Origin of the sequence: Escherichia sp. E4736, from assembly GCF_005781225.1 — a bacterium.
Lineage (GTDB): Bacteria > Pseudomonadota > Gammaproteobacteria > Enterobacterales > Enterobacteriaceae > Escherichia.
Window position 1 is genome coordinate 1 of sequence record NZ_VATT01000029.1, and the last position, 23,550, is coordinate 23,550.

A 23,550-nucleotide genomic window follows, 5' to 3' on the forward strand; every position below is an offset into this window, starting at 1 on the left:
GAGATAGCGGGTCAAGATCAGTGAACAAATGATTGCAAACGGGTAATAATCTGATCTTTTTCTTCCTCTCTTTATTCCCGTCGTATCTCTTTTTATGAAGCCTTTCACAAAATTGCACATCCACGATGCCTTCTCTGCTGTGATTGATGTTAATTAACGCGTGAGTTACAAAATATAAACATATCAATCGCAGGAGTAGCCCATGTCTGTACCCGTTCAACATCCTATGTATATCGATGGACAGTTTATCACCTGGCGCGGCGACGCATGGATTGATGTGGTTAACCCCGCAACAGAGGCAGTGATTTCCCGCATTCCTGATGGCCAGGCTGAAGATGCTCGCAAAGCAATCGATGCGGCAGAGCGAGCGCAGCCAGAATGGGAAGCATTACCCGCGATTGAACGAGCGAACTGGTTACGGAAAATCTCTGCGGGGATCCGCGAACGGGCCAGTGAAATTAGCTCATTGATCGTCGAGGAAGGTGGCAAAATTCAACAGCTGGCCGAAGTCGAAGTCGCTTTTACTGCTGACTATATCGATTACATGGCAGAATGGGCTCGTCGCTACGAGGGCGAGATTATTCAAAGTGATCGTCCTGGGGAAAACATCCTGCTGTTTAAACGTGCGTTGGGCGTAACGACCGGTATCCTACCGTGGAACTTCCCGTTTTTCCTGATCGCTCGCAAAATGGCGCCAGCTCTTCTCACAGGCAATACCATCGTCATCAAACCGAGCGAATTTACGCCAAACAATGCGATCGCATTTGCTAAAATCGTCGACGAAATTGGCCTACCACGCGGCGTGTTTAACCTTGTGTTAGGACGCGGTGAAACGGTAGGTCAGGAGTTGGCGGGTAATCCAAAAGTCGCTATGGTCAGCATGACAGGCAGCGTCGCTGCCGGAGAAAAAATCATGGCGACCGCGGCGAAAAATATCACCAAAGTGTGTCTGGAGCTGGGGGGCAAAGCCCCTGCTATCGTGATGGATGACGCCGATCTTGAATTGGCCGTCAAAGCCATTGTTGATTCACGCGTGATAAATACCGGGCAGGTGTGTAACTGTGCGGAACGTGTCTATGTGCAGAAAGGTATTTACGATCGCTTTGTTAATCGACTGGGCGAGGCAATGCAGGCGGTTCAATTTGGTAACCCCGCCGAACGTAACGACATTGCGATGGGGCCGCTGATTAACGCTGCGGCTCTGGAAAGGGTGGAACAAAAGGTAGCGCGGGCAGTAGAAGAGGGCGCGAGAATCGCGTTGGGTGGTAAGGCTGTAGAAGGGAAAGGTTATTATTATCCGCCAACGTTGCTTTTGGATGTCCGCCAGGAAATGTCCATTATGCACGAAGAAACCTTTGGGCCAGTGCTGCCGGTAGTCGCTTTTGACACGCTGGAACAGGCTATCTCCATGGCCAACGACAGCGATTATGGCCTGACGTCATCGATATATACCGAGAATCTTAACGTGGCGATGAAAGCCATCAAAGGACTCAAGTTTGGCGAAACCTACATCAACCGAGAAAACTTCGAAGCTATGCAAGGTTTCCATGCTGGATGGCGTAAGTCGGGTATTGGCGGCGCAGATGGCAAACATGGTTTGCATGAGTATCTACAGACTCAGGTGGTCTATTTGCAGTCGTAAGATATGAAAGAGGCGGAGGTTTTTCCTCCGCCAGTGCTGGTCAGAGTTTGGCGAATTTTTCCAGAGTACGAATGAGTTGAGTGACAAAACCATACTCGTTATCGTACCAGGCGACGGTCTTCACCAGTTGTAAATCGCCCACTGCGGTGATTTCCGTTTGGGTCGCATCAAACACCGAACCAAAATGGCTGCCAATGATATCGGAAGAGACAATCTCTTCGTCGGTATAACCAAATGACTCGTTATTGGTCGTTGCTTTTTTAAGTGCGTTATTCACCTCTTCAGCAGTCACTTTTTTCCCAAGGATAGACACCAGCTCGGTCACTGAACCTGTTTTCACTGGCACGCGTTGCGCATGGCCTTTAAGTTTGCCGCTAAGTTCCGGGATCACCAGACCAATGGCTTTTGCCGCACCGGTAGTGTGGGGGATGATATTTTCCGCCGCCGCCCGCGATGCACGTAAATCTTTACCACGCGGACCATCCACCAGAGACTGGGTGCCGGTATATGCATGGATCGTTGTCATTGTGCCAACTTCTATCCCAAAACTGTCATGCAATGCTTTGGCCATCGGCGCAAGACAGTTGGTTGTGCATGACGCCACAGAAATAATGGTGTCGTTGCCATCCAGAGTGCCATCATTGACGTTATAAACGATGGTTTTCATTTCTCCTGCCGGTGCGGAAATCAACACCTTTTTCGCTCCAGCGTCCAGATGCGCCTGGGATTTTTCTGCGGAAGTATAAAAACCGGTACATTCAATGACAATTTCAGCACCTTTTACTTTCCAGGGGATATTTTTCGCGTCTTTTTCGGCGTAAACCGCAATACTTTTTCCATCAACAATAAGTGAATCCTCTGTGAAATCGACGCTCCAGGGGAAAGGACCGTAGTTTGAATCGTGCTTTAGTAGGTAGGCGAGAATTTTCGGAGACGTAAGATCATTAATGGCGACAACGTCAATGTTACTTTTAATCTCAAGTAGCCGACGTAATACCAGTCGGCCGATACGACCAAAACCGTTAATGCCAACTTTGCTCATGGTTTTCTCCAGTCAAGAACTTGTGGGTAAAAATTAGTCCTTTCCAGGCTTAGACCAGGATGACAGGATGGGCAATCTACCTTTTTGCCATGAAACGTAACGTACTGAAAACGGGTGAACAATATTTAATGAAATTTTAAGAAAAGCTCGTTATGTTAACGGCAAATTGTGTTAAAGCAGGAAATGTTATGGGAATTAGATATTCAAGGTTACAAATTGGCATTCACTGGCTGGTCTTTTTGCTGGTTATTGCAGCCTATTGTGCGATGGAGTTTCGTGGATTTTTCCCGCGTAGCGATCGTCCGGTGATCAACATGATCCACGTTTCATGTGGCATCTCAATTCTCGTGCTGATGGTGGTTCGTCTGTTACTCAGATTGAAATACCCAACGCCGCCCATTGTACCGAAACCCAGGCCCATGATGACGGGACTCGCTCATTTGGGACATTTGGTGATCTATCTCCTGTTTATTGTATTGCCAGTGATTGGTTTGGTGATGATGTATAACCGGGGTAATCCGTGGTTTGCGTTTGGTCTGACAATGCCTTACGCGTCAGAGGCCAATTTTGACCTGGTGGATAGATTAAAGTGGTGGCATGAAACGTTGGCCAATCTGGGATATTACGTTATCGGGCTTCATGCGGCTGCTGCTCTGGCACACCACTATTTATGGAAAGACAACACGCTTTTGCGCATGATGCCGCGTAAGCGCTCCTGAAGGTATTAGAAGAAAGCGCCTGTACTAAACCAGACCCGTGGTACAGGCGAAGAATACGGGCCTACATCGGAAGCGCCTATTATATTTATTTGTATGACAAATAAAACCATAATCCGAGTTTATATGTTCAACGGGTTGATATTTAATCAATATATCTACTGTTAAGATTGAAATTCAATTTCTCCAATCTTTGATCTCCCTAAGTGAAATAAAGACCGCACAGCGTATAACTTTTATACCGAACATAAGATTCGGCAAGCCATGGAGGTTGTATGAAAAAGTTGCTCTTTATTTTACTGATGGGATTACTGATGTCTTTTTATGTTGATGCTGGGCGCAAACCCTGTTCTGGTGCGAAAGGGGGGATCTCTCACTGTACAGCTGGCGGCAAATTTGTCTGTAATGATGGTTCTATCAGCGCATCGAAAAAAACATGCACTAACTAAAAGGGGCGCCATGAGAAAATGAACTCGTCAACCAGATGCGCGGGGAATTCTCCCCGCGCAGGCCCTTACCTGGACTGACAGGCCATGAGAGCCGCTACCTCCTTATCACCGTCCCGGAATCGCAGTTCGTAGAGCGTTTGTCGGGTCAGGAGTGTGAATGCCAGAATCGTGATACAGATAATGAGCAGACACACCACCAGGGGGTTGCGCTTCATAGCCTTTCTCCTTGCCGGATGGCAGGTAAGAGGCTAACATCTGAATTGCTAGGTTCATTCGTTGGCCTCGGTTGATAGAAATATCGGTCGGGGCCTTCGTCTTTCTGATTTTCGGTAAGCCTGAAAACAGAAAGTCTCAGGCGCCCGCAAACATCCTATGTAATTATACTTACCATCGAAATAATCACTTCACGAAATTGTGTGACGGCTTCCGGTAAATCGTTATCAGAGAACACTCGCTGCAAGACTCAATGCGAGCGAGCTTCCAGTTGAGGTATGAATAAGGGGCGCCATGAGAAAATGAACTCGTCAACCAGATGCGCGGGGAATGCTCCCCGCGCAGGCCCTTACCTGGACTGACAGGCCATGAGAGCCGCCACCTCCTTATCACCGTCCCGGAATCGCAGTTCGTAGAGCGTTTGTCGGGTCAGGAGGGTGAATGCCAGAATCGTGATGCAGATAATGAGCAGACACACCACCAGGGGATTGCGCTTCATAGCCTTTCTCCTTGCCGGATGGCAGGTAAGAGGCTAACATCTGAATTGTTGGGTTCATTCGTTGGCCTCGGTTGATAGAAATATCAGTCGGGGCCTTCGTCTTTCTGATTTTCGGTAAGCCTGAAAACAGAAAGTCTCAGGCGCCCGCAAACATCCTATAAATTACACTTACCATCGAAATAATCACTTCACGAAATTGCGTGGCATTTTCCAGAATTTTTCGTAATACGCCTTACAAGGTATAACTACTCGTAAGTCTCCTCATTCCGATGGTAATAATCTCTCATCACAAAAATTGTTGTAAAAATGTGATATGAACAGGTTTTTGCCAGTAAGCAATTAGCATCGATTGCCGATGACTCTCTATCGGGAGTAAACCAGGAAGAGAGACAACGGTCATGAATACAACATCCTCACACCGCTTAGGCTTTTTACATCACATCAGGCTGGTTCCATTATTTGCCTGCATTCTTGGCGGCATCCTGTTTCTGTTTGCCTTGAGTTCATCCCTGTCGGGGTATTTTCTCTGGCAGGCAGACCGCGATCAGCGCGACGTCAGCGACGAGATCCAGATACGCACGGGTTTAGCAAACAGCTCTGATTTATTGCGTTCAGCCCGGATCAATATGATTCAGGCCGGGGCAGCGAGTCGTATCGCTGAAATGGAAGAGATGAAGCGAAATATTGCGCAAGCGGAATTGCAAATAAAGCAATCGCAACAAGGCTATAACGTTTACCGTACTCGCCTGGTGAAAACTCCCGCTGACGATGCGCTGGACGGAGAATTAAATCAGCGTTTCCTGGCTTATATTTCCGGCCTGCAACCCATGTTGAAATATGCCAAAAATGGCATGTTTGAAGCCATTATCAATCATGAAAGTGAGCAGATCAGAACGCTTGATAATGCCTATAACCAGCAGTTAAGCAAAGCCATTGAGATACGTAGCGCCAGAGCTAACCAGCTAGCGGAACAGGCGCATCAGCGTACTCGTCTGGGAGGGATGTTTATGATTGGCGCATTTATACTTGCGCTGGTAATGACGCTGATAACCTTTATGGTGTTACGCCGGATTGTCATTCGTCCACTGCAACATGCTGCCCAACGGATTGAAAAAATTGCCAGTGGCGATCTGACTCTGGTTGACGAACCCACTGGCCGCAGTGAAATTGGCCGCTTAAGTCGCCATCTACAGCAAATGCAGCATTCGCTGGCGCTGACGGTGGGAACGGTGCGTCAGGGGGCTGAAGAGATCTATCGTGGCACCAGTGAGATTTCTGCCGGTAATGCTGACCTTTCCTCACGCACCGAAGAACAAGCGGCGGCAATTGAACAAACCGCCGCCAGCATGGAGCAACTCACCGCAACAGTGAAGCAAAATTCTGATAATGCACATCATGCCAGCAAACTGGCGCAAGAGGCCTCAAGTAAAGCCGGTGATGGCGGACAAACAGTTTCCGGTGTAGTGCGGACAATGGGTAATATCTCCAGTAGCTCGAAGAAAATTTCTGAAATCACGGCTGTTATCAACAGTATTGCCTTCCAGACCAATATCCTGGCGCTCAATGCCGCCGTTGAGGCCGCACGAGCCGGTGAACAAGGACGCGGATTTGCCGTTGTCGCCAGCGAAGTGCGTATACTTGCAAGCCGCAGCGCCCAGGCGGCGAAAGATATTGAAGGCTTGATCAGTGAGTCCGTCAGGTTGATTGGCCAGGGGGCCGATGAGGTGGCAACGGCAGGGAAAACCATGAGCGCTATTGTTGATGCCGTGGCGAGCGTCACACATATCATGCAAGAAATAGCTGCCGCCTCAGATGAACAAAGCAGAGGTATCACACAAGTTAGCCAGGCGATTTCTGAAATGGATAAAGTGACGCAACAGAACGCTTCTCTGGTGGAAGAGGCTTCAGCTGCGGCGGTATCTCTTGAAGAACAGGCGGCGCGGTTAACTGAAGCCGTGGATGTGTTCCGTCTGAAGAAACAACCAGCTCAGGCGGATCAACAAGGAACAGGGAGTTCAGTGAGTTTGGCAACGGTGTGATAAAAAAGGGATCGTAAGATCCCTTACTTTTCAGAACGGCATTGATTTTCGAATGGCGTTAATCATCAACTGACAACCGGAAGAGAGTGTTGCATCTACGCGGGTCAGTATTCCAATAGGTTCGCCTGCTCCATGCCCCGGAACAGGCAGGGCCACCAGTGTTGCATGACGCAGGTCGTCTTTTACCGCGCCAGAAGGAACAAACCACACGTAGTCGTATTCAACCGTAAGCTGACGTGAAAGCGATGCAGACAACGTTTCAATGCAGCCTGAAGGAATTTTACATCCCTGGCTTTTTACTAATGCCTCTGAATGCTGCCGTGGCGCGGTGCCTTCTGGTGATACGACAACAGGCCATTCCAGTACCCGACTTAACGTTACGTTCTCCTGAAGCAGGGGGTGATTAGGCCTAACAACTAACTTAAGTGATTCGAGAAACAGCAGCTCGTAATTAAGTCCGGTCATCAGTTCAGGATCTGACATCCGACCAACACCAATATCGATTTCCCCTGTTTTTAATCCCGCCAGGATCATCGTGTTACTCATGGTGGCAACTTGCAGTGTGGTTTCTTTTTGTTGCTGATGAAACTGACCTATAACCGAAGGTAATATCCCTAGTGCCGCGGTAGGTAGCGCGCCCACTCTGACGACATCATTGTTAAGGCCTTCTTTACGATTAAGTGACAGTCCAGCGGTGTTGATGGCGTCAAGAACTCTGACTGCGTGAGTTAAAAATTGCTCGCCAGGTAAGGTGAGCTGCGCGCCTTGACGTCCCCGGTCGAACAGGCGAGCACCCGTCAATTGCTCCAGCTCATTCAATGTCTTAGAGAGTGCCGGTTGACTCAGATTAAGGGTTTCAGCCGCGCGCCCCAAAGTTCCTTGTTGTGCGACAGCTACGAATGTATGAAGGTGGCGCAAACGGATGCGCTGACTAAACAGACTATTTTTTTCCATAAGCGATGTTAAAAACGAAGCGGTGCCGCTGACAAGTGATGTTGTTTGATTATGATAACTTGATTGCAAAATATTATTAACATTTTAAAGTAATTATGTTACATCGAAATCGATAATATTGATGATTTCGCGGCGAGATCACAGTTTGTAAATTCTTCCCACCAGAGTGAATGCGGTTACCTACACTCGAGATAATTGACCACTGGGGGTAGGCATTATGGCGAACAGCATCACAGCGGATGAGATTCGGGAACAGTTTTCGCAGGCAATGTCAGCCATGTATCAACAAGAAGTTCCACAGTACGGTACGTTGCTGGAACTGGTCGCTGACGTGAATCTGGCTGTGCTGGAAAATAATCCCCAACTGCATGAAAAAATGGTTAATGCGGATGAGCTGGCGAGGCTTAACGTTGAACGTCATGGGGCGATACGTGTAGGAACCGCGCAGGAACTTGCCACATTAAGGCGGATATTCGCCATTATGGGAATGTATCCGGTGAGTTATTACGATCTCTCGCAGGCTGGCGTGCCGGTACATTCTACGGCATTTCGGCCCATCGATGATGCCTCGCTTGCGCGTAATCCTTTCCGCGTTTTTACCTCATTGCTCCGCCTTGAGCTTATCGAAAACAAAACATTGCGCCAAAAGGCGGCGGAGATTTTACGCCAGCGCGATATCTTTACCCCACGTTGTCGGCAACTGTTAGATGAATATGATCGGGAGGGCGGTTTTAGCGAAGCGCAAGCGCGGGAGTTTGTGCGAGAAGCCCTGGAGACGTTTCGTTGGCATCAGTCAGCAACGGTAGATGAAGAAACCTATCACGCGTTGCATAACGAGCATCGACTGATCGCTGATGTAGTCTGTTTTCCAGGCTGTCATATCAATCACCTGACGCCACGCACGCTGGACATTGATCGGGTGCAGTCGATGATGCCCGAACGCGGTATCGAACCAAAAATTCTCATCGAAGGGCCGCCGCGCCGCGAGGTGCCGATTTTATTGCGTCAAACCAGCTTTAAGGCACTGGAAGAAACGGTTCTGTTTGTGGGGCAACAGCAGGGGAGGCATACCGCGCGATTTGGTGAGATAGAGCAGCGCGGAGTGGCGTTAACGCCGAAAGGGCGGCGACTGTATGATGAACTTCTGTGTAATGCCGGAACTGGACAGGATAATCTCACTCATCAACTGCATTTGCAGGAAACCTTTCGCGCTTTCCCGGACAGCGAATTTTTGATGCGCCAGCAAGGGCTGGCATGGTTCCGTTATCGACTGACACCATCGGGTGAAGCGCATCGTCAGGCGATACATCCTGGGGACGATCCGCAACCTTTGATTGAACGTGGCTGGGTTGTCGCACAACCTATTACGTATGAGGATTTTTTGCCGGTGAGTGCGGCGGGGATCTTCCAGTCCAATCTCGGTAACGAAACGCAGACGCGCAGTCATGGTAATGCCAGTCGTGAGGCATTCGAGCAGGCGCTGGGCTGCCAGGTTTTTGATGAATTTCAGTTATACAAGGAAGCGGAAGAACGCAGTAAACGCCGCTGTGGATTGCTTTAAAATCGGGCCATCCTGCTTTGCAAAAATTTGCCTGATTTTACAAATGAATCAGGCTCTTCCCATCGACATAAAAAAATTGCCGATTTGTGCAGATTCTCCATGCTCAACAATTGGATTATTAATAAATATTGTCTAGAGTGAGCGGTCATTAATAAGCACTTTCTTGCCGCTGAAAACGACCAGCGCGGGACCATTCACAACACCAGAAGGACTCACTGTCAGGTATGGATCGTAGACGATTTATTAAAGGTTCAATGGCTATGGCCGCCGTGTGCGGTACCAGCGGTATTGCTTCTCTTTTTTCTCAGGCTGCGTTCGCGGCAGATTCTGATATTGCCGATGGGCAAACTCAGCGTTTTGACTTTTCGGTTTTACAGTCGATGGCGCATGATTTAGCGCAAAAGCCGTGGGGTGGCGAGCCGCGTCCGTTACCCAACACGTTGGCGACTATGACCCCGCAGGCTTATAACAGCATTCAATACGACGCCGAACAATCACTGTGGCATAACGTCGAGAACCGCCAGCTTGATGCCCAGTTCTTTCATATGGGGATGGGTTTCCGCCGCCGCGTACGCATGTTCTCGGTTGATCCTGCAACGCATCTGGCACGTGAAATTCACTTTCGTCCAGAATTGTTCAAATACAATGATGCGGGCGTAGATACCAAACAACTGGAAGGGCAAAGCGATCTCGGCTTTGCAGGCTTCCGCGTATTTAAAGCGCCGGAACTGGCTCGCCGCGATGTGGTATCGTTCCTCGGTGCAAGCTATTTCCGTGCCGTTGATGACACGTATCAATACGGTTTATCGGCCCGTGGTTTGGCGATTGATACTTATACCGACAGCAAAGAAGAGTTCCCCGATTTTACCGCTTTCTGGTTTGATACCGTAAAACCAGGCGCAACCACCTTTACCGTTTATGCCTTACTCGATAGCCCCAGTATTACCGGTGCCTACAAGTTCACCATCCAGTGTGAAAAGAGTCAGGTGATTATGGATGTTGAAAACCATCTGTATGCGCGTAAAGAGATCAAGCAATTGGGTATTGCACCGATGACCAGTATGTTTAGTTGCGGCACTAACGAACGTCGTATGTGCGATACTATTCATCCGCAAATCCATGATTCCGACCGTCTTTCCATGTGGCGGGGCAATGGCGAGTGGATCTGTCGGCCGCTAAATAATCCGCAGAAATTGCAGTTCAATGCCTACACCGACAATAACCCGAAAGGCTTTGGTTTATTGCAACTGGATCGTGATTTCTCCCATTATCAAGACATCATGGGCTGGTACAATAAACGACCAAGTTTGTGGGTAGAGCCTCGTAATAAATGGGGCAAAGGCACCATCGGCCTGATGGAAATCCCAACAACGGGTGAAACGCTGGATAACATTGTCTGCTTCTGGCAGCCAGAAAAAGCAGTAAAAGCAGGGGACGAGTTTGCATTCCAGTATCGTCTGTACTGGAGCGCACATCCCCCTGTTCAATGTCCATTGGCACGTGTTATGGCGACGCGCACCGGCATGGGAGGTTTTCCGGAAGGGTGGGCGCCGGGTGAGCATTATCCAGAAAAATGGGCGCGTCGTTTTGCCGTCGATTTTGTTGGTGGGGACCTGAAAGCGGCTGCGCCTAAGGGGATTGAACCTGTTATTACGCTCTCCAGTGGTGAAGCGAAGCAAATCGAAATTCTCTACATTGAACCGATTGATGGTTACCGTATTCAATTTGACTGGTATCCGACTTCGGACTCTACTGATCCGGTTGATATGCGGATGTATCTCCGCTGTCAGGGCGATGCCATCAGTGAAACATGGCTGTATCAGTATTTCCCACCAGCTCCGGATAAGCGCAAATACGTTGACGATCGCGTGATGAATTGATCGTCATTTTTTTCGGCACCTTCTGACGGAAGGTGCCGTCTGGTAAAACACGATCCCGCTCGCATTTTTCCCCAAACTATCTGAGTAATCTGATGATGTGTATTTCATGTACACTTTGTCAGCCACTAACAGGGAGTGCGTATGTTTCCAGAATACCGAGATTTAATATCCCGTCTGAAAAACGAAAATCCTCGCTTTATGTCCTTGTTCGATAAACACAATAAACTTGATCATGAAATTGCCAGAAAGGAAGGTTCCGACGGTCGAGGATACAATGCGGAAGTGGTCCGCATGAAAAAACAGAAGCTCCAGTTGAAAGATGAGATGCTCAAAATCCTGCAACAGGAGAGCGTCAAAGAGGTGTAAACTTTCTTAAGCCGCCTGCCAGGCGGCTTTTTTAACAACTGCATGGATTGACTGGAGATAAGATGACTGAAACGATAAAAGTAAGCGAATCACTTGAATTACATGCTGTTGCAGAAAGTCATGTCACACCTCTTTATCAGTTAATCTGTAAAAATAAAACCTGGTTACAGCAGTCGCTAAACTGGCCACAGTTTGTTCAAAGCGAAGAGGACACGCGAAAAACGGTGCAGGGTAATGTGATGTTGCATCAGCGTGGATATGCCAAAATGTTCATGATTTTCAAAGAAGATGAACTTATCGGCGTTATCTCGTTTAATCGTATTGAACCACTGAATAAAACCGCGGAAATCGGCTACTGGCTGGACGAATCTCATCAGGGGCAGGGGATCATTTCTCAGGCGCTGCAGGCATTGATGCATCATTACGCTCAGTCTGGTGAACTCAGACGCTTCGTGATCAAATGTCGGGTGGACAATCCCCAAAGCAACCAGGTAGCTTTGCGCAATGGTTTTATCCTTGAAGGTTGCCTTAAACAGGCTGAGTTCCTGAATGATGCCTTTGATGATGTGAACTTATACGCGCGTATTATCGATTCACAATAACCCTGGCAGCGGCGTTCGCGTAATGCGCTCCTCGCCGTTAATAACTTTTGGACCACGGACATGAACCGTGTCGCCATCAAAGGCTGCAACGACGGCGTGGTCGGTTAACTCCACATGGTTTTCAATCATCACCGCACCTGTAATGCGGCTGTTCCCCTGTATGGTGACGTGATTGTCGAGTAAAACCGGACCACCACGTACGAGTGCATGACCACCCACCAGAACATGATGTTTTAACACACAATTGCCTTCTACCGAGGCATGTTCCGCTACCTGCGAACTGTAATGAAGCGTGGGAATGGCATCTTCTTCTGTTCCGGCGATCACACGTGCGTGTCCGTAGACTTTCGCGCAGTCACACAGCCAGACGTTGTTCTCTTCATTACCTTCAATACGTGCAAAATCAAAAACTTCGGCGCGATGCTCAATGAACGCAAATTTCACAATGGCATCACCATATATTTGCGCCTGATGAACAATGCGCGAGGTGCTGACTCTTGCGCGATCACAAATTTGCAACAGAAGATGGTGGTCGGGCGTTAAACCTTGCGCAGCGACTACCATTGAGTTCTGATCAATGCAGGCATGACCAGAAATCCTGCAATTTCCGCATATTAATGAATCATGGATTGTGACGTTGTCACTTATCAGAGCGCCCTGACTGATTTTGCTATTATCGATCCAGACGTTATCCTTCGCGCAAACATCGCCCCATAGCTCGCTGCTTCCGGTGATGCGTGTATTACCGGATATCACCGTTCCGGCAAACGCGATGGCATTCTGGTCATAGATCCAACAATTTCCATCCTGGGCCAATACGGTTTCATTATCAATCCAGCCGCCAGGCGTTCCGGCTATTACGTCATTAAAATCAGCGATGGCAATAATCTGCCGCAATAAAACACTCTTTTTATCGCTATCTTCCTGATAACTAAAAGCTCGTTGTTCTTCACTAAGACGATATTTGCGCATAGCGTTTTCCCGCAGGTGACCTACTATAACCGTAGCAAATTCTGTGACTCTGGCTATGTTTAGCAAATTTCCATAAAATGTATTTCAAATATACTTTATAAATTCAACAAAATGAGTAAGAAGATGCAGAGCGATAAAGTGCTCAATTTACCGGCAGGTTACTTTGGCATTGTGTTGGGGACGATAGGGATGGGATTTGCCTGGCGTTATGCCAGCCAGGTTTGGCAGGTCAGTCACTGGTTGGGCGATGGGCTGGTGATTCTGGCAATGATCATTTGGGGATTACTGACTAGCGCATTTATTACCCGACTCATACGCTTTCCGCATAGCGTGCTGGCGGAAGTGCGTCATCCAGTGATGAGCAGTTTTGTGAGTTTGTTTCCGGCAACAACGATGCTGGTGGCAATTGGTTTTGTCCCCTGGTTTCGTCCGCTGGCGGTGGGCCTGTTCAGTATTGGTGTTGTGATTCAACTGGCTTATGCCGCCTGGCAAACAGCCGGTTTATGGCGCGGTTCCCATCCTGAGGAAGCTACGACACCCGGACTTTATTTACCTACTGTTGCCAACAACTTCATCAGTGCAATGGCCTGTGGAGCATTGGGCTACACCGATGCTGGTCTGGTATTTTTAGGGGCTGGCGTTTTCTCCTGGTTAAGTCTTGAGCCGGTAATCCTTCAGCGTCTGCGCAGCTCGGGAGAATTGCCCACGGCACTGCGTACATCGCTGGGGATTCAGCTTGCACCGGCGCTGGTGGCATGTAGCGCCTGGTTGAGCGTCAACGGTGGCGAGGGCGATACGCTGGCGAAAATGCTTTTCGGTTACGGTCTACTGCAACTTCTTTTTATGTTACGCCTGATGCCGTGGTATCTCTCCCAGCCGTTTAATGCCTCATTCTGGAGTTTCTCGTTCGGCGTATCTGCACTGGCAACCACCGGTTTGCATTTAGGAAGCGGTAACGACAATGGCTTTTTCCATACCCTGGCTGTGCCGCTATTTATTTTTACCAATTTTATTATCGCATTACTGCTCATCCGTACTTTCGCGCTTCTGATGCAGGGAAAATTGTTAATCAGAACCGAGCGCGCCGTTTTAATGAAAGCTGAGGACAAAGAATGATTATTCGTGATGAAAACTACTTCACTGATAAATATGAATTAACCCGCACACACTCTGAAGTTCTGGAAGCGGTGAAAGTGGTTAATCCGGGTAAAACGCTGGATCTGGGCTGTGGTAATGGCCGTAACAGCCTTTACCTGGCAGCCAATGGTTATGATGTCGACGCATGGGATAAAAATGCCATGAGCATTGCCAACGTCGAGCGCATCAAATCCATTGAAAAACTGGAAAATTTGCGCACCCAGGTTGTTGATCTAAATAACCTGACGTTTGATGGACAATACGATTTTATTCTTTCTACCGTGGTGCTGATGTTCCTGGAGGCGAAAACCATTCCTGGATTGATTGCCAATATGCAGCGTTGCACCAAACCCGGTGGTTATAACTTGATTGTGGCAGCAATGGACACAGCTGATTTTCCATGTACCGTCGGGTTCCCCTTTGCCTTTAAAGAAGGGGAGTTACGTCAATATTACGAAGGCTGGGAGATGCTGAAATACAATGAAGACGTGGGTGAACTCCACCGCACCGACGCTAACGGCAATCGCATTAAACTACGTTTCGCCACGATGCTGGCACGTAAAAAATAAGCTAACAGGGCAAGGCGCATGAAAATGTCCACGTGAGATGTTTAACTGTTTTTTTGCGGTAGGCATATTTTTTATCGAGGTGATGTGAAATATATCACAGTGGTTGAAGTTTTTTATCGGCTTAACTGCCTGAAATTTAACAACTGAAGATTGACTCTGCCCCCTTTTCGTCATTGACTATATTGTCAGAAAAGGGGCTGGAAAATTTATTTTCACCAACACTTTTTTTGCCACAACACGAAGCGGTACTTTTTGCTATAACTTAAAAAGTAATATAATCATCTCAGGAAACTATTCATGCGTACCACATCAATTGCGAAAGTTGCGGCTTTATGCGGCTTGTTGGCTCTGTCAGGTTGTGCCTCTAAAATCACCCAGCCAGATAAATATTCTGGTTTTTTAAACAATTACTCCAACCTTCAAGAAACAACTTCAGCAACGGGCAAACCGGTATTACGCTGGGTTGATCCAAATTTTGATCAAAGTAAATATGACAGTATCGTCTGGAACCCAATCACCTATTATCCGGTGCCTAAACCTTCTACCCAGGTAGGGCAAAAAGTTCTGGATAGAATTTTGAGCTATACCAATACTGAAATGAAAGAAGCCATCTCACAGCGTAAACCACTGGTTACTACCGCTGGGCCTCGTAGTCTGATTTTCCGTGGTGCTATTACTGGTGTAGATACCAGCAACGAAGGGTTACAGTTCTATGAAGTTGTTCCTGTCGCATTAGTGGTAGCGGGGACGCAAATGGCGACGGGTCACCGTACCATGGATACCCGCCTGTACTTTGAAGGTGAGCTGATTGATGCGGCTACCAACAAACCGGTTATCAAAGTGGTTCGTCAGGGCGAAGGTAAGGACCTGAATAACGAAAGCACACCAATGGCTTTCGAAAATATTAAGCAAGTTATTGATGACATGGCGACCGACGCGACCATGTTTGACGTTAACAAAAAGTAATGCCAGTCGCGCCATCGCAAGATGGCGCTTCTGATTATCGGCTTCTGTCAGCGAACAAATTCAATACTACATAACAGACACCACCGGCAATTAATCCCCAAAACGCCGAGCCAATACCTACCAGCGTCAGTCCACTTGCCGTTACCAGAAAAGCCACCACAGCAGCATCGCGCTCACGCTCATTATGCAAAGCCTGATACAAACTGCCTCCGATGGTACTTAACAGCGCCAGACCAGCCAGCATCTGGATCCAACTTACAGGCAGGGCAGCCATCATCCCGGTAATGGCACTGCCAAACAGACCCGCCAGTAAATAAAAGACGCCAGCCGCAGCGGCAGCCAGCCAACGCTGATCTTTGTCCGGGTGCGCCTCCGGGCTCTGGCAAATAGCCGCAGTGATAGCCGCAATACCTACGGAATAGACGCCGAAAGGAGAAAACAGAAGCGCCAGTAATCCAGTAAATACAATCAATGGCGAAACAGGAGCTGAATACCCGGCGGCTTTCATCGCCGCAATCCCTGGCGCATTTTGCGATGCCATCGTCACCAGAAAAAGGGGGAGTGCAACGCTCAAACTGTGAGCAAACGAAAATTCAGGGGCGAGATAAGCGGGGAGAACTGGTTTGAAAACGATATCTTTTGTGACAACGTCACCTTGTGCGATAACGACCACGCTCCCAACAATCATCGCCGCAATTACCGCATAACGCGGCGCAATAGCCTTTGTCGCCAGCCACGCCAGCAACATACTACCGCATAACATAAACTGACCATCCAGGCTGGCAAACGCCTGTAAACCAAAGCGTAACAAAATTCCGGCCAGCATTGCCGCTGCCAGCGAGTGCGGAATAATACGCATCAGACGGGCGAATAATCCTGTCACACCACAGAGAACAATTAGCGCATTCGTGACAATAAAAACGCCGATGGCCTGGTTTAGCGTTAGTCCCTGTAACCCGGTGACCAGCAACGCAGCACCGGGTGTTGACCATGCGGTAAGAACAGGCACGCGATACCATAATGTCAGAGCCAGCGTACTGACTCCCATTGCCAGCCCCAGCGCCGTCATCCAGCCGGAAATTTGCTCTGTGGTGGCTCCAGCGACAATCGCCGCTTGCCATATTATTGCCGCAGAGCTGGCATAACCAATCAATACCGCCAGAAACCCTGCAAGCAGTGTGGGAGGAGGAATGGAAAACAGACGCATAGTTACCTCGTGCGTTATAGCGTACAGGCACCGTAGCATTTGTCCGTTATAACGCACAAGTGATAAACTCCCGTTTTGCAGGAGGAGTCGCATGGAAAATCTCGCTCGCTTTTTATCCACTACGCTTAAACATCTTCGTCAGCAGCGAGGCTGGAGTCTTTCGCGACTGGCAGAAGCGACGGGCGTTTCAAAAGCGATGTTAGGGCAGATTGAACGTAATGAATCCAGCCCGACGGTCGCAACATTATGGAAAATAGCTACCGGGATGAACGTGCCGTTTTCGACGTTTATTTCGCCACCGCAGACCGCTACGCCATCCGTTTATGATCCACAACAGCAGGCAATGGTGATCACTTCTTTATTTCCTTATGATCCGCAACTCTGTTTTGAACATTTCTCGATCATGATGGCCCCTGGTGCAATAAGCGAATCGACGCCGCACGAAAAGGGTGTTATCGAGCATGTTGTCGTCATTGATGGGCAGCTTGACCTGTGCGTTGGTGGTGAGTGGCGAAGCCTTATAAGTGGAGAAGGTGAACGCTTTGCCGCAGATGTTGCCCATGCCTATTGCAACCGTGGCGAGCAAACCGTGCATTTTCATTCCATTATCCATTACCCGCGTAGTTGAACAGGAAAACTATTTCGCAACGTCGCGCTTGTGGCTAAAATAACCGCCTTTTTTCAGCTACTGGATAAGAAAGTGACCGTATCTTCTCATCGTCTTGAACTGTTAAGCCCGGCACGCGATGCCGCCATTGCCCGCGAAGCTATTTTGCACGGTGCCGATGCTGTTTATATCGGCGGCCCTGGTTTTGGTGCCCGTCATAACGCCAGTAATAGTCTGAAAGATATCGCCGAACTGGTGCCATTTGCCCACCGTTATGGCGCAAAAATTTTCGTCACGCTTAACACCATTTTGCATGACGACGAACTGGAACCGGCGCAACGACTGATTACCGATCTTTACCAGACAGGCGTAGATGCGCTGATTGTTCAGGACATGGGAATTCTGGAACTTGATATTCCGCCGATTGAACTGCACGCAAGTACGCAGTGCGATATTCGTACTGTAGAGAAAGCGAAGTTCCTCTCTGACGTTGGCTTTACCCAGATTGTGCTGGCGCGTGAACTTAACCTGGAGCAGATTCGTGCGATTCATCAGGCCACGGACGCGACTATTGAGTTCTTTATTCATGGCGCATTGTGTGTGGCATATTCCGGTCAGTGCTACATTTCTCATGCACAAACGGGACGTAGCGCCAACCGTGGCGATTGCTCGCAGGCGTGCCGTTTGCCATACACATTGAAAGACGATCAGGGGCGGGTGGTTTCCTATGAAAAACATCTGCTGTCGATGAAAGATAACGATCAGACTGCCAACCTCGGCGCGTTGATCGATGCGGGCGTACGCTCCTTCAAGATTGAAGGCCGTTACAAAGATATGAGCTACGTGAAGAATATCACCGCCCATTATCGCCAGATGCTGGATGCCATTATTGAAGAGCGCGGCGATCTGGCTCGTGCTTCATCAGGTCGTACTGAACATTTCTTTGTGCCTTCGACAGAAAAAACCTTCCATCGTGGTAGCACAGACTACTTTGTTAACGCGCGTAAAGGTGACATTGGCGCGTTCGATTCGCCGAAATTTATCGGCCTGCCGGTGGGTGAAGTATTGAAAGTGGCGAAAGATCATCTCGATGTTGCCGTCACCGAGCCACTGGCAAATGGCGATGGCCTGAACGTAATGATTAAACGTGAAGTGGTTGGCTTTCGTGCCAATACGGTAGAGAAAACCGGAGAAAATCACTACCGCGTCTGGCCAAATGAAATGCCAGCAGATTTGCATAAAATTCGCCCACATCATCCGCTTAACCGTAACCTTGACCATAACTGGCAACAGGCACTGACGAAAACCTCCAGCGAGCGTCGGGTAGCGGTAGACATTGAACTGGGTGGCTGGCAAGAACAACTCATTCTGACGTTAACCAGCGAAGAGGGCGTTAGCATCACTCATACCCTGGATGGGCAGTTCGACGAAGCGAATAACGCCGAAAAAGCGCTGAATAACCTGAAAGATAGCCTGGCAAAACTGGGGCAAACCATCTATTACGCCCGCGATGTGCAAATTAATTTGCCGGGGGCGCTGTTTGTGCCAAACAGTCTGTTAAATCAGTTCCGCCGTGAGGCCGTCGAAATGCTGGATGCTGCACGTCTTGCCAGCTACCAGCGCGGCAGTCGTAAACCGGTTGCTGAACCTGCGCCGGTTTATCCGCAAACGCATTTGAGTTTCCTCGCGAACGTCTACAACCATAAAGCACGCGAGTTCTATCATCGCTATGGCGTACAACTGATTGATGCGGCGTATGAAGCGCATGAAGAGAAGGGCGAAGTCCCGGTGATGATCACCAAACACTGCCTGCGCTTTGCCTTCAATCTGTGTCCGAAACAGGCGAAAGGTAATATTAAAAGCTGGAAGGCAACGCCAATGCAACTGGTTAACGGTGATGAAGTACTAACGCTGAAGTTTGATTGTCGCCCGTGTGAGATGCACGTCATCGGTAAAATTAAAAATCATATTCTGAAAATGCCGTTACCGGGAAGCGTTGTCGCATCTGTAAGCCCGGATGATCTGCTGAAAACATTGCCGAAGCGGAAAGGATAAAACGCAAGCTTTCAGGGGTAATCACAACTCATTGAATCTGCATGATATTGTTGCCGGATAAGGCGTTCATGCCACATCCGGCAACAAACGACTCAAGGTTGTCCCGTTTCTGGTTTGCGTGATTTTTGCCAGTAATAATGCTCGCGCAAACCTTCCGCCGACTCTTCCGCCACAGCACGCAATTCATCGCTGTCCGCCTCATGACGCAGTTGATGATCCACATTCTTCACCCACAAAAATTCATGTCCTTTGTGTCCTGCCATCAGCTGACCAGAGAACAGCGCACACGTTAATAAGACTACCGATAACGCTTTCGTAAACATCCCGCCACCCGTTTATTACACTTTGCCGCTATGATGCCGATAGTTTCTTTAAGTTATTCTTCTGTTTTGCAAATTAGCGCAAAGAATTTCTGGAACCTGCCTTCCTGATTTGGCACTGCTTTTCACCGTTGCGGCGAATTAGTGCTATTTTCGAGCAAATTAAAAAAGGAGGTAAACATTAATGTTTACTTTGTTGATATACTCAGCGGCAGGGAGGCGATGTGAAACAAAGCGAGTTCAGACGTTGGCTCGAATCTCAGGGCGTAGATGTGGCGAATGGCAGCAACCATTTGAAACTCAGGTTTCAGGGGCGACGTAGTGTCATGCCGCGTCACCCCAGTGACGAGATCAAAGAACCATTGCGTAAAGCAACCCTGAAACAACTCGGTTTAAATTAATCGCCATAAGAAGGTTAATGACATGCGAGAGACAGTCAAAATTATGCGTTATCCCGTCACTCTTACACCTGCGCCGGAAGGCGGTTATGTGGTTTCTTTTGTAGATATCCCTGAAGCGTTAACGCAGGGAGAAACTGTTGCTGAAGCGATGGAAGCAGCAAAAGATGCCTTACTCACCGCATTTGATTTTTATTTTGAAGATAACGAGCTAATCCCGTTGCCTTCGCCATTAAATAACAACGATCACTTTGTTGAAGTGCCTTTAAGTGTCGCTTCTAAGGTATTGCTGTTAAATGCTTTTTTGCAGTCAGATATCACCCAGCAAGAGCTGGCGAGGCGGATTGGTAAACCCAGGCAGGAGATCACTCGCTTGTTTGATTTGCATCATGCGACAAAAATCGACGCCGTCCAGCTTGCGGCTAAAGCCCTGGGCAAAGAGTTATCGCTGGTAATGGTTTAATTACAGTTAACGTAAAGTTGTCATTTTTAACAACTGATATAGACTGCCGGATCACCTGCACATAATAACGATCCAATTAATGAAAAAATACCAGCAGCTCGCAGAACTATTACGTGAGCAAATTGCGTCAGGCATCTGGCAACCCGGCGATCGCCTGCCTTCTCTACGTGAACAGGTTGCGATTTCTGGCATGAGCTTTATGACTGTCGGTCATGCTTATCAGTTGCTCGAAAGTCAGGGGTATATTATTGCGCGGCCGCAGTCAGGTTATTACGTTGCGCCGCGCACGGTGAAATCACCGCAGGCACCTGCTATTCCGGTAACGCGTGATGAAACGGTCGATATTAACACCTATATTTTTGATATGTTGCAGGCCAGTCGCGATCCATCGGTAGTACCGTTTGCTTCAGCCTTTCCCGATCCGCACCTGTTTCCGCTACAGCAACTGAACCGCTCGCTGGCGCAGGTGAGTAAAACCGCCACGGCGATGAGCGTGATTGAAAACTTGCCGCCAGGGAATGCAGAACTGCGTCAGGCTATTGCTCGTCGCTATGCCTTACAAGGCATCACTATTTCTCCTGATGAAATTGTCATTACCGCCGGGGCGTTAGAGGCATTAAACCTCAGTTTGCAAGCGGTCACTGAACCGGGCGATTGGGTGATTGTCGAGAATCCTTGTTTCTACGGCGCGTTGCAGGCACTGGAGCGGTTACGGCTGAAGGCGTTATCGGTGGCGACGGATGTTAACGAAGGGATCGATCTTCAGGCGCTGGAACTGGCGTTACAGGAGTATCCGGTCAAAGCCTGCTGGCTAATGACTAATAGCCAGAATCCACTCGGATTTACCTTAACGCCACAGAAAAAAGCGCGGCTGGTAGCGTTGCTCAATCAGTACAACGTGATGTTAATTGAAGATGACGTTTACAATGAGCTTTACTTTGGTCGGGAAAAATCGCTACCCGCGAAAGCGTGGGATCGTCACGATGGTGTACTGCTTTGCTCATCATTTTCTAAATGTCTGGTGCCAGGTTTTCGCATTGGTTGGGTCGCCGCCGGAAAACATGCACGCAAAATCCAGCGATTGCAGTTGATGAGCACGCTTTCCACAAGTTCGCCAATGCAGCTTGCACTGGTGGATTACCTTTCTACTCGTCGTTACGATGCCCATCTTCGTCGTCTACGTCGCCAGCTTGCGGAACGTAAACAACGTGCCTGGCAGGCGCTGCTGCGTTATCTGCCTGCGGAAGTGAAAATTCATCACAATGACAGCGGTTATTTTCTCTGGCTGGAGCTTCCCGAACCGTTAGATGCGGGCGAATTAAGTGTTCAGGCATTGGCGCATCACATCAGCATTGCGCCGGGTAAAATGTTTTCTACTGGCGAAAGTTGGTCACGTTTTTTCCGTTTTAATACTGCATGGCAGTGGGGGGAGCGCGAAGAACAGGCGGTTAAACAATTAGGTCACCTTATTAAAGAATACCTGAAATAGATCCCCATTTAATTTCTCTCAGGTTGGGTAATATGAATTTCGAATAGAAGCTATATTTCCTAACCCCTTGTCTATACTCCAGAAGATAGCTTCTCAAACGGCATAATGCGCGTTAGCTCACATCCTGATTAAATTTTCTCGGGGGCGAGGGTGCGCCTGCAAGCCGCCGTCTATGGTTAAACAAGGAGATATTTTTACGGCACGGCGGCTGAACAATTAATTACGACAGGAGTAAGACTTTATGAGCAAGACATTTGCCCGCAGCAGCCTGTGTGCGCTTACCATGACATTAATGACCGCCCACGCCGCCGAACAGCCTACCAATTTGGATAAACCGGAAGGACGACTGGATATTATCGCCTGGCCGGGATACATCGAACGCGGACAAACCGATAAACAATACGACTGGGTGACGCAATTTGAAAAAGAAACAGGTTGCGCGGTCAATGTGAAAACTGCAGCGACTTCCGATGAAATGGTCAGCCTGATGACCAAAGGAGGTTACGATCTGGTCACGGCGTCCGGCGATGCCTCGCTGCGTTTGATTATGGGTAAACGCGTGCAGCCGATTAATACCGCATTGATTCCCAACTGGAAAACGCTCGATCCGCGCGTGGTTAAAGGCGACTGGTTTAACGTGGGTGGAAAAGTCTATGGCACGCCATATCAATGGGGTCCGAACCTGTTGATGTACAACACCAAAACCTTCCCGACACCACCAGATAGCTGGCAAGTGGTTTTTGTTGAGCAGAATCTACCGGACGGTCAGAGTAATAAAGGCCGCGTACAGGCTTATGACGGCCCTATCTACATTGCAGATGCTGCGCTGTTCGTCAAAGCGACTCAGCCGCAGTTGGGTATCTCCGATCCATACCAACTCACTGAACAACAGTATCAGGCAGTACTGAAAGTGCTGCGCGATCAACATAGTTTGATCCATCGCTACTGGCATGACACAACCGTGCAAATGAGCGATTTCAAAAACGAGGGAGTGGTCGCTTCCAGTGCCTGGCCCTATCAGGCCAACGCCTTGAAAGCCGAAGGCCAGCCTGTCGCTACCGTTTTCCCGAAAGAGGGCGTTACCGGTTGGGCTGACACCACCATGCTACATAGCGAAGCGAAACATCCGGTTTGCGCCTACAAATGGATGAACTGGTCATTAACGCCGAAGGTGCAGGGCGATGTAGCGGCCTGGTTTGGTTCGCTGCCGGTAGTACCGGAAGGCTGCAAAGCCAGTCCGTCGCTGGGCGATAAAGGCTGTGAAACCAACGGCTTTAACTATTTCGATAAAATTGCCTTCTGGAAAACGCCTATAGCCGAAGGGGGCAAGTTTGTTCCCTACAGTCGCTGGACGCAGGATTACATTGCCATTATGGGCGGTCGCTAACTTCGCTGGGGTGTTTT

The 23,550-nt window shown here is 48.7% G+C and carries 24 protein-coding genes and 2 pseudogenes; 17 read left to right on the forward strand and 9 right to left on the reverse strand.

The genetic code is table 11. The features are described 5' to 3' along the window. Positions 1-202: 202 nt before the first annotated feature. Positions 203-1,642 (forward strand): aldehyde dehydrogenase, encoded by a 1,440-nt coding sequence (gene aldA, locus FEK46_RS17255; RefSeq protein ID WP_130260864.1) that lies wholly within the window; start codon positions 203-205, stop codon positions 1,640-1,642. A gap of 40 nt (positions 1,643-1,682) precedes the next feature. Here the strand turns inward: aldA and gap are convergent, their stop codons facing one another. Continuing rightward, entirely contained in the window at positions 1,683-2,684 is a 1,002-nt protein-coding gene (gap, locus tag FEK46_RS17260) for a type I glyceraldehyde-3-phosphate dehydrogenase (protein ID WP_130210237.1), read from the reverse strand. A gap of 188 nt (positions 2,685-2,872) precedes the next feature. Here gap and cybB point away from each other — a divergent pair, with 188 nt between their 5' ends. Beyond that, positions 2,873-3,403 (forward strand): cytochrome b561, encoded by a 531-nt coding sequence (gene cybB, locus FEK46_RS17265; protein WP_130210235.1) that lies wholly within the window; start codon positions 2,873-2,875, stop codon positions 3,401-3,403. 272 nt (positions 3,404-3,675) lie between these two features. Beyond that, positions 3,676-3,849: a hypothetical protein gene (locus tag FEK46_RS17270; RefSeq protein WP_130210233.1), complete on the forward strand. Its 174-nt coding sequence runs from the start codon at positions 3,676-3,678 to the stop codon at positions 3,847-3,849. A gap of 65 nt (positions 3,850-3,914) precedes the next feature. Here the strand turns inward: FEK46_RS17270 and FEK46_RS17275 are convergent, their stop codons facing one another. The 4 genes and pseudogenes from FEK46_RS17275 to FEK46_RS23770 all read right to left on the reverse strand — a co-directional run. Further along, positions 3,915-4,046, reverse strand: coding sequence for a type I toxin-antitoxin system Hok family toxin (locus tag FEK46_RS17275; RefSeq protein WP_316246020.1), 132 nt, complete (start codon positions 4,044-4,046; stop codon positions 3,915-3,917). After that, a pseudogene (locus tag FEK46_RS23765) lies at positions 3,985-4,122 on the reverse strand (hypothetical protein); the annotation flags it as partial. The gene FEK46_RS17275 and the pseudogene FEK46_RS23765, both read right to left, overlap by 62 nt. A 289-nt stretch (positions 4,123-4,411) precedes the next feature. Beyond that, a complete protein-coding gene (locus tag FEK46_RS17280) occupies positions 4,412-4,543 on the reverse strand; it encodes a type I toxin-antitoxin system Hok family toxin (RefSeq protein WP_316246020.1) in 132 nt (43 codons plus the stop codon). Then, a pseudogene (locus FEK46_RS23770) lies at positions 4,482-4,619 on the reverse strand (hypothetical protein); the annotation flags it as partial. The pseudogene FEK46_RS23770 and the gene FEK46_RS17280, both read right to left, overlap by 62 nt. A 340-nt stretch (positions 4,620-4,959) precedes the next feature. Between FEK46_RS23770 and FEK46_RS17285 the strand changes: the two are divergent. After that, positions 4,960-6,600 (forward strand): methyl-accepting chemotaxis protein, encoded by a 1,641-nt coding sequence (locus FEK46_RS17285; RefSeq protein ID WP_138194711.1) that lies wholly within the window; start codon positions 4,960-4,962, stop codon positions 6,598-6,600. Positions 6,601-6,630: 30 nt separating this feature from the next. Here FEK46_RS17285 and FEK46_RS17290 read toward each other — a convergent pair whose 3' ends face one another. After that, positions 6,631-7,554, reverse strand: a complete 924-nt coding sequence (locus FEK46_RS17290) for a LysR substrate-binding domain-containing protein (RefSeq protein ID WP_135406753.1) — start codon at positions 7,552-7,554, stop codon at positions 6,631-6,633. 217 nt (positions 7,555-7,771) lie between these two features. Here FEK46_RS17290 and FEK46_RS17295 point away from each other — a divergent pair, with 217 nt between their 5' ends. From FEK46_RS17295 to rimL, 4 genes are all read left to right on the forward strand, one after another. Next, a complete protein-coding gene (locus FEK46_RS17295) occupies positions 7,772-9,115 on the forward strand; it encodes a VOC family protein (RefSeq protein WP_135559603.1) in 1,344 nt (447 codons plus the stop codon). 224 nt (positions 9,116-9,339) lie between these two features. Beyond that, positions 9,340-10,995 carry a glucan biosynthesis protein OpgD gene (gene opgD / locus FEK46_RS17300; RefSeq protein WP_130210225.1) on the forward strand — a complete coding sequence of 552 codons (1,656 nt, stop codon included), beginning with the start codon at positions 9,340-9,342 and terminating at the stop codon, positions 10,993-10,995. Positions 10,996-11,136: 141 nt separating this feature from the next. Then, a complete protein-coding gene (locus tag FEK46_RS17305) occupies positions 11,137-11,361 on the forward strand; it encodes a YdcH family protein (RefSeq protein WP_001296778.1) in 225 nt (74 codons plus the stop codon). Positions 11,362-11,423: 62 nt separating this feature from the next. Then, positions 11,424-11,963, forward strand: coding sequence for a 50S ribosomal protein L7/L12-serine acetyltransferase (rimL, locus tag FEK46_RS17310; RefSeq protein WP_135559602.1), 540 nt, complete (start codon positions 11,424-11,426; stop codon positions 11,961-11,963). On the opposite strand, the gene ydcK is transcribed toward rimL, so the two are convergent. Further along, complete coding sequence (gene ydcK, locus FEK46_RS17315; RefSeq protein WP_135559601.1) at positions 11,955-12,935, reverse strand: YdcK family protein; 981 nt, start codon at positions 12,933-12,935, stop codon at positions 11,955-11,957. The genes rimL and ydcK overlap by 9 nt on opposite strands. 123 nt (positions 12,936-13,058) lie before the next feature. Here ydcK and tehA point away from each other — a divergent pair, with 123 nt between their 5' ends. The 3 genes from tehA (at position 13,059) to FEK46_RS17330 (ending at position 15,607) form a co-directional block, all read left to right on the forward strand. Further along, positions 13,059-14,051, forward strand: a complete 993-nt coding sequence (tehA, locus tag FEK46_RS17320; RefSeq protein WP_130210219.1) for a dicarboxylate transporter/tellurite-resistance protein TehA — start codon at positions 13,059-13,061, stop codon at positions 14,049-14,051. Further along, positions 14,048-14,641 (forward strand): tellurite resistance methyltransferase TehB, encoded by a 594-nt coding sequence (gene tehB / locus FEK46_RS17325; protein WP_135559600.1) that lies wholly within the window; start codon positions 14,048-14,050, stop codon positions 14,639-14,641. Before tehA ends, tehB begins: the two co-directional genes overlap by 4 nt. 297 nt (positions 14,642-14,938) lie before the next feature. Further along, positions 14,939-15,607 carry a DUF3313 domain-containing protein gene (locus FEK46_RS17330; protein WP_130219290.1) on the forward strand — a complete coding sequence of 223 codons (669 nt, stop codon included), beginning with the start codon at positions 14,939-14,941 and terminating at the stop codon, positions 15,605-15,607. A 34-nt stretch (positions 15,608-15,641) separates the two neighbouring features. Here FEK46_RS17330 and ydcO read toward each other — a convergent pair whose 3' ends face one another. Continuing rightward, positions 15,642-16,853, reverse strand: coding sequence for a BenE family transporter YdcO (ydcO, locus tag FEK46_RS17335; RefSeq protein ID WP_135559599.1), 1,212 nt, complete (start codon positions 16,851-16,853; stop codon positions 15,642-15,644). A gap of 52 nt (positions 16,854-16,905) precedes the next feature. Here ydcO and FEK46_RS17340 point away from each other — a divergent pair, with 52 nt between their 5' ends. Both FEK46_RS17340 and rlhA read left to right on the forward strand, forming a co-directional pair. After that, positions 16,906-17,442 (forward strand): XRE family transcriptional regulator, encoded by a 537-nt coding sequence (locus FEK46_RS17340; RefSeq protein WP_135559598.1) that lies wholly within the window; start codon positions 16,906-16,908, stop codon positions 17,440-17,442. Between the two features lie 72 nt (positions 17,443-17,514). Beyond that, complete coding sequence (rlhA, locus tag FEK46_RS17345; RefSeq protein ID WP_135559604.1) at positions 17,515-19,476, forward strand: 23S rRNA 5-hydroxycytidine C2501 synthase; 1,962 nt, start codon at positions 17,515-17,517, stop codon at positions 19,474-19,476. Positions 19,477-19,568: 92 nt separating this feature from the next. Here the strand turns inward: rlhA and FEK46_RS17350 are convergent, their stop codons facing one another. Continuing rightward, positions 19,569-19,799: a YncJ family protein gene (locus FEK46_RS17350; protein ID WP_130260851.1), complete on the reverse strand. Its 231-nt coding sequence runs from the start codon at positions 19,797-19,799 to the stop codon at positions 19,569-19,571. Between the two features lie 221 nt (positions 19,800-20,020). Between FEK46_RS17350 and FEK46_RS17355 the strand changes: the two genes are divergently transcribed. From FEK46_RS17355 to ydcS, 4 genes are all read left to right on the forward strand, one after another. Next, a complete protein-coding gene (locus FEK46_RS17355) occupies positions 20,021-20,197 on the forward strand; it encodes a type II toxin-antitoxin system HicA family toxin (RefSeq protein ID WP_130260850.1) in 177 nt (58 codons plus the stop codon). 43 nt (positions 20,198-20,240) lie between these two features. Next, a complete protein-coding gene (hicB, locus tag FEK46_RS17360) occupies positions 20,241-20,657 on the forward strand; it encodes a type II toxin-antitoxin system antitoxin HicB (RefSeq protein WP_130210249.1) in 417 nt (138 codons plus the stop codon). Positions 20,658-20,736: 79 nt separating this feature from the next. Beyond that, positions 20,737-22,146: a PLP-dependent aminotransferase family protein gene (locus FEK46_RS17365; RefSeq protein ID WP_135559597.1), complete on the forward strand. Its 1,410-nt coding sequence runs from the start codon at positions 20,737-20,739 to the stop codon at positions 22,144-22,146. A 241-nt stretch (positions 22,147-22,387) separates the two neighbouring features. Beyond that, a complete protein-coding gene (gene ydcS / locus FEK46_RS17370) occupies positions 22,388-23,533 on the forward strand; it encodes a putative ABC transporter substrate-binding protein YdcS (protein WP_135559596.1) in 1,146 nt (381 codons plus the stop codon). Positions 23,534-23,550: the final 17 nt, after the last annotated feature.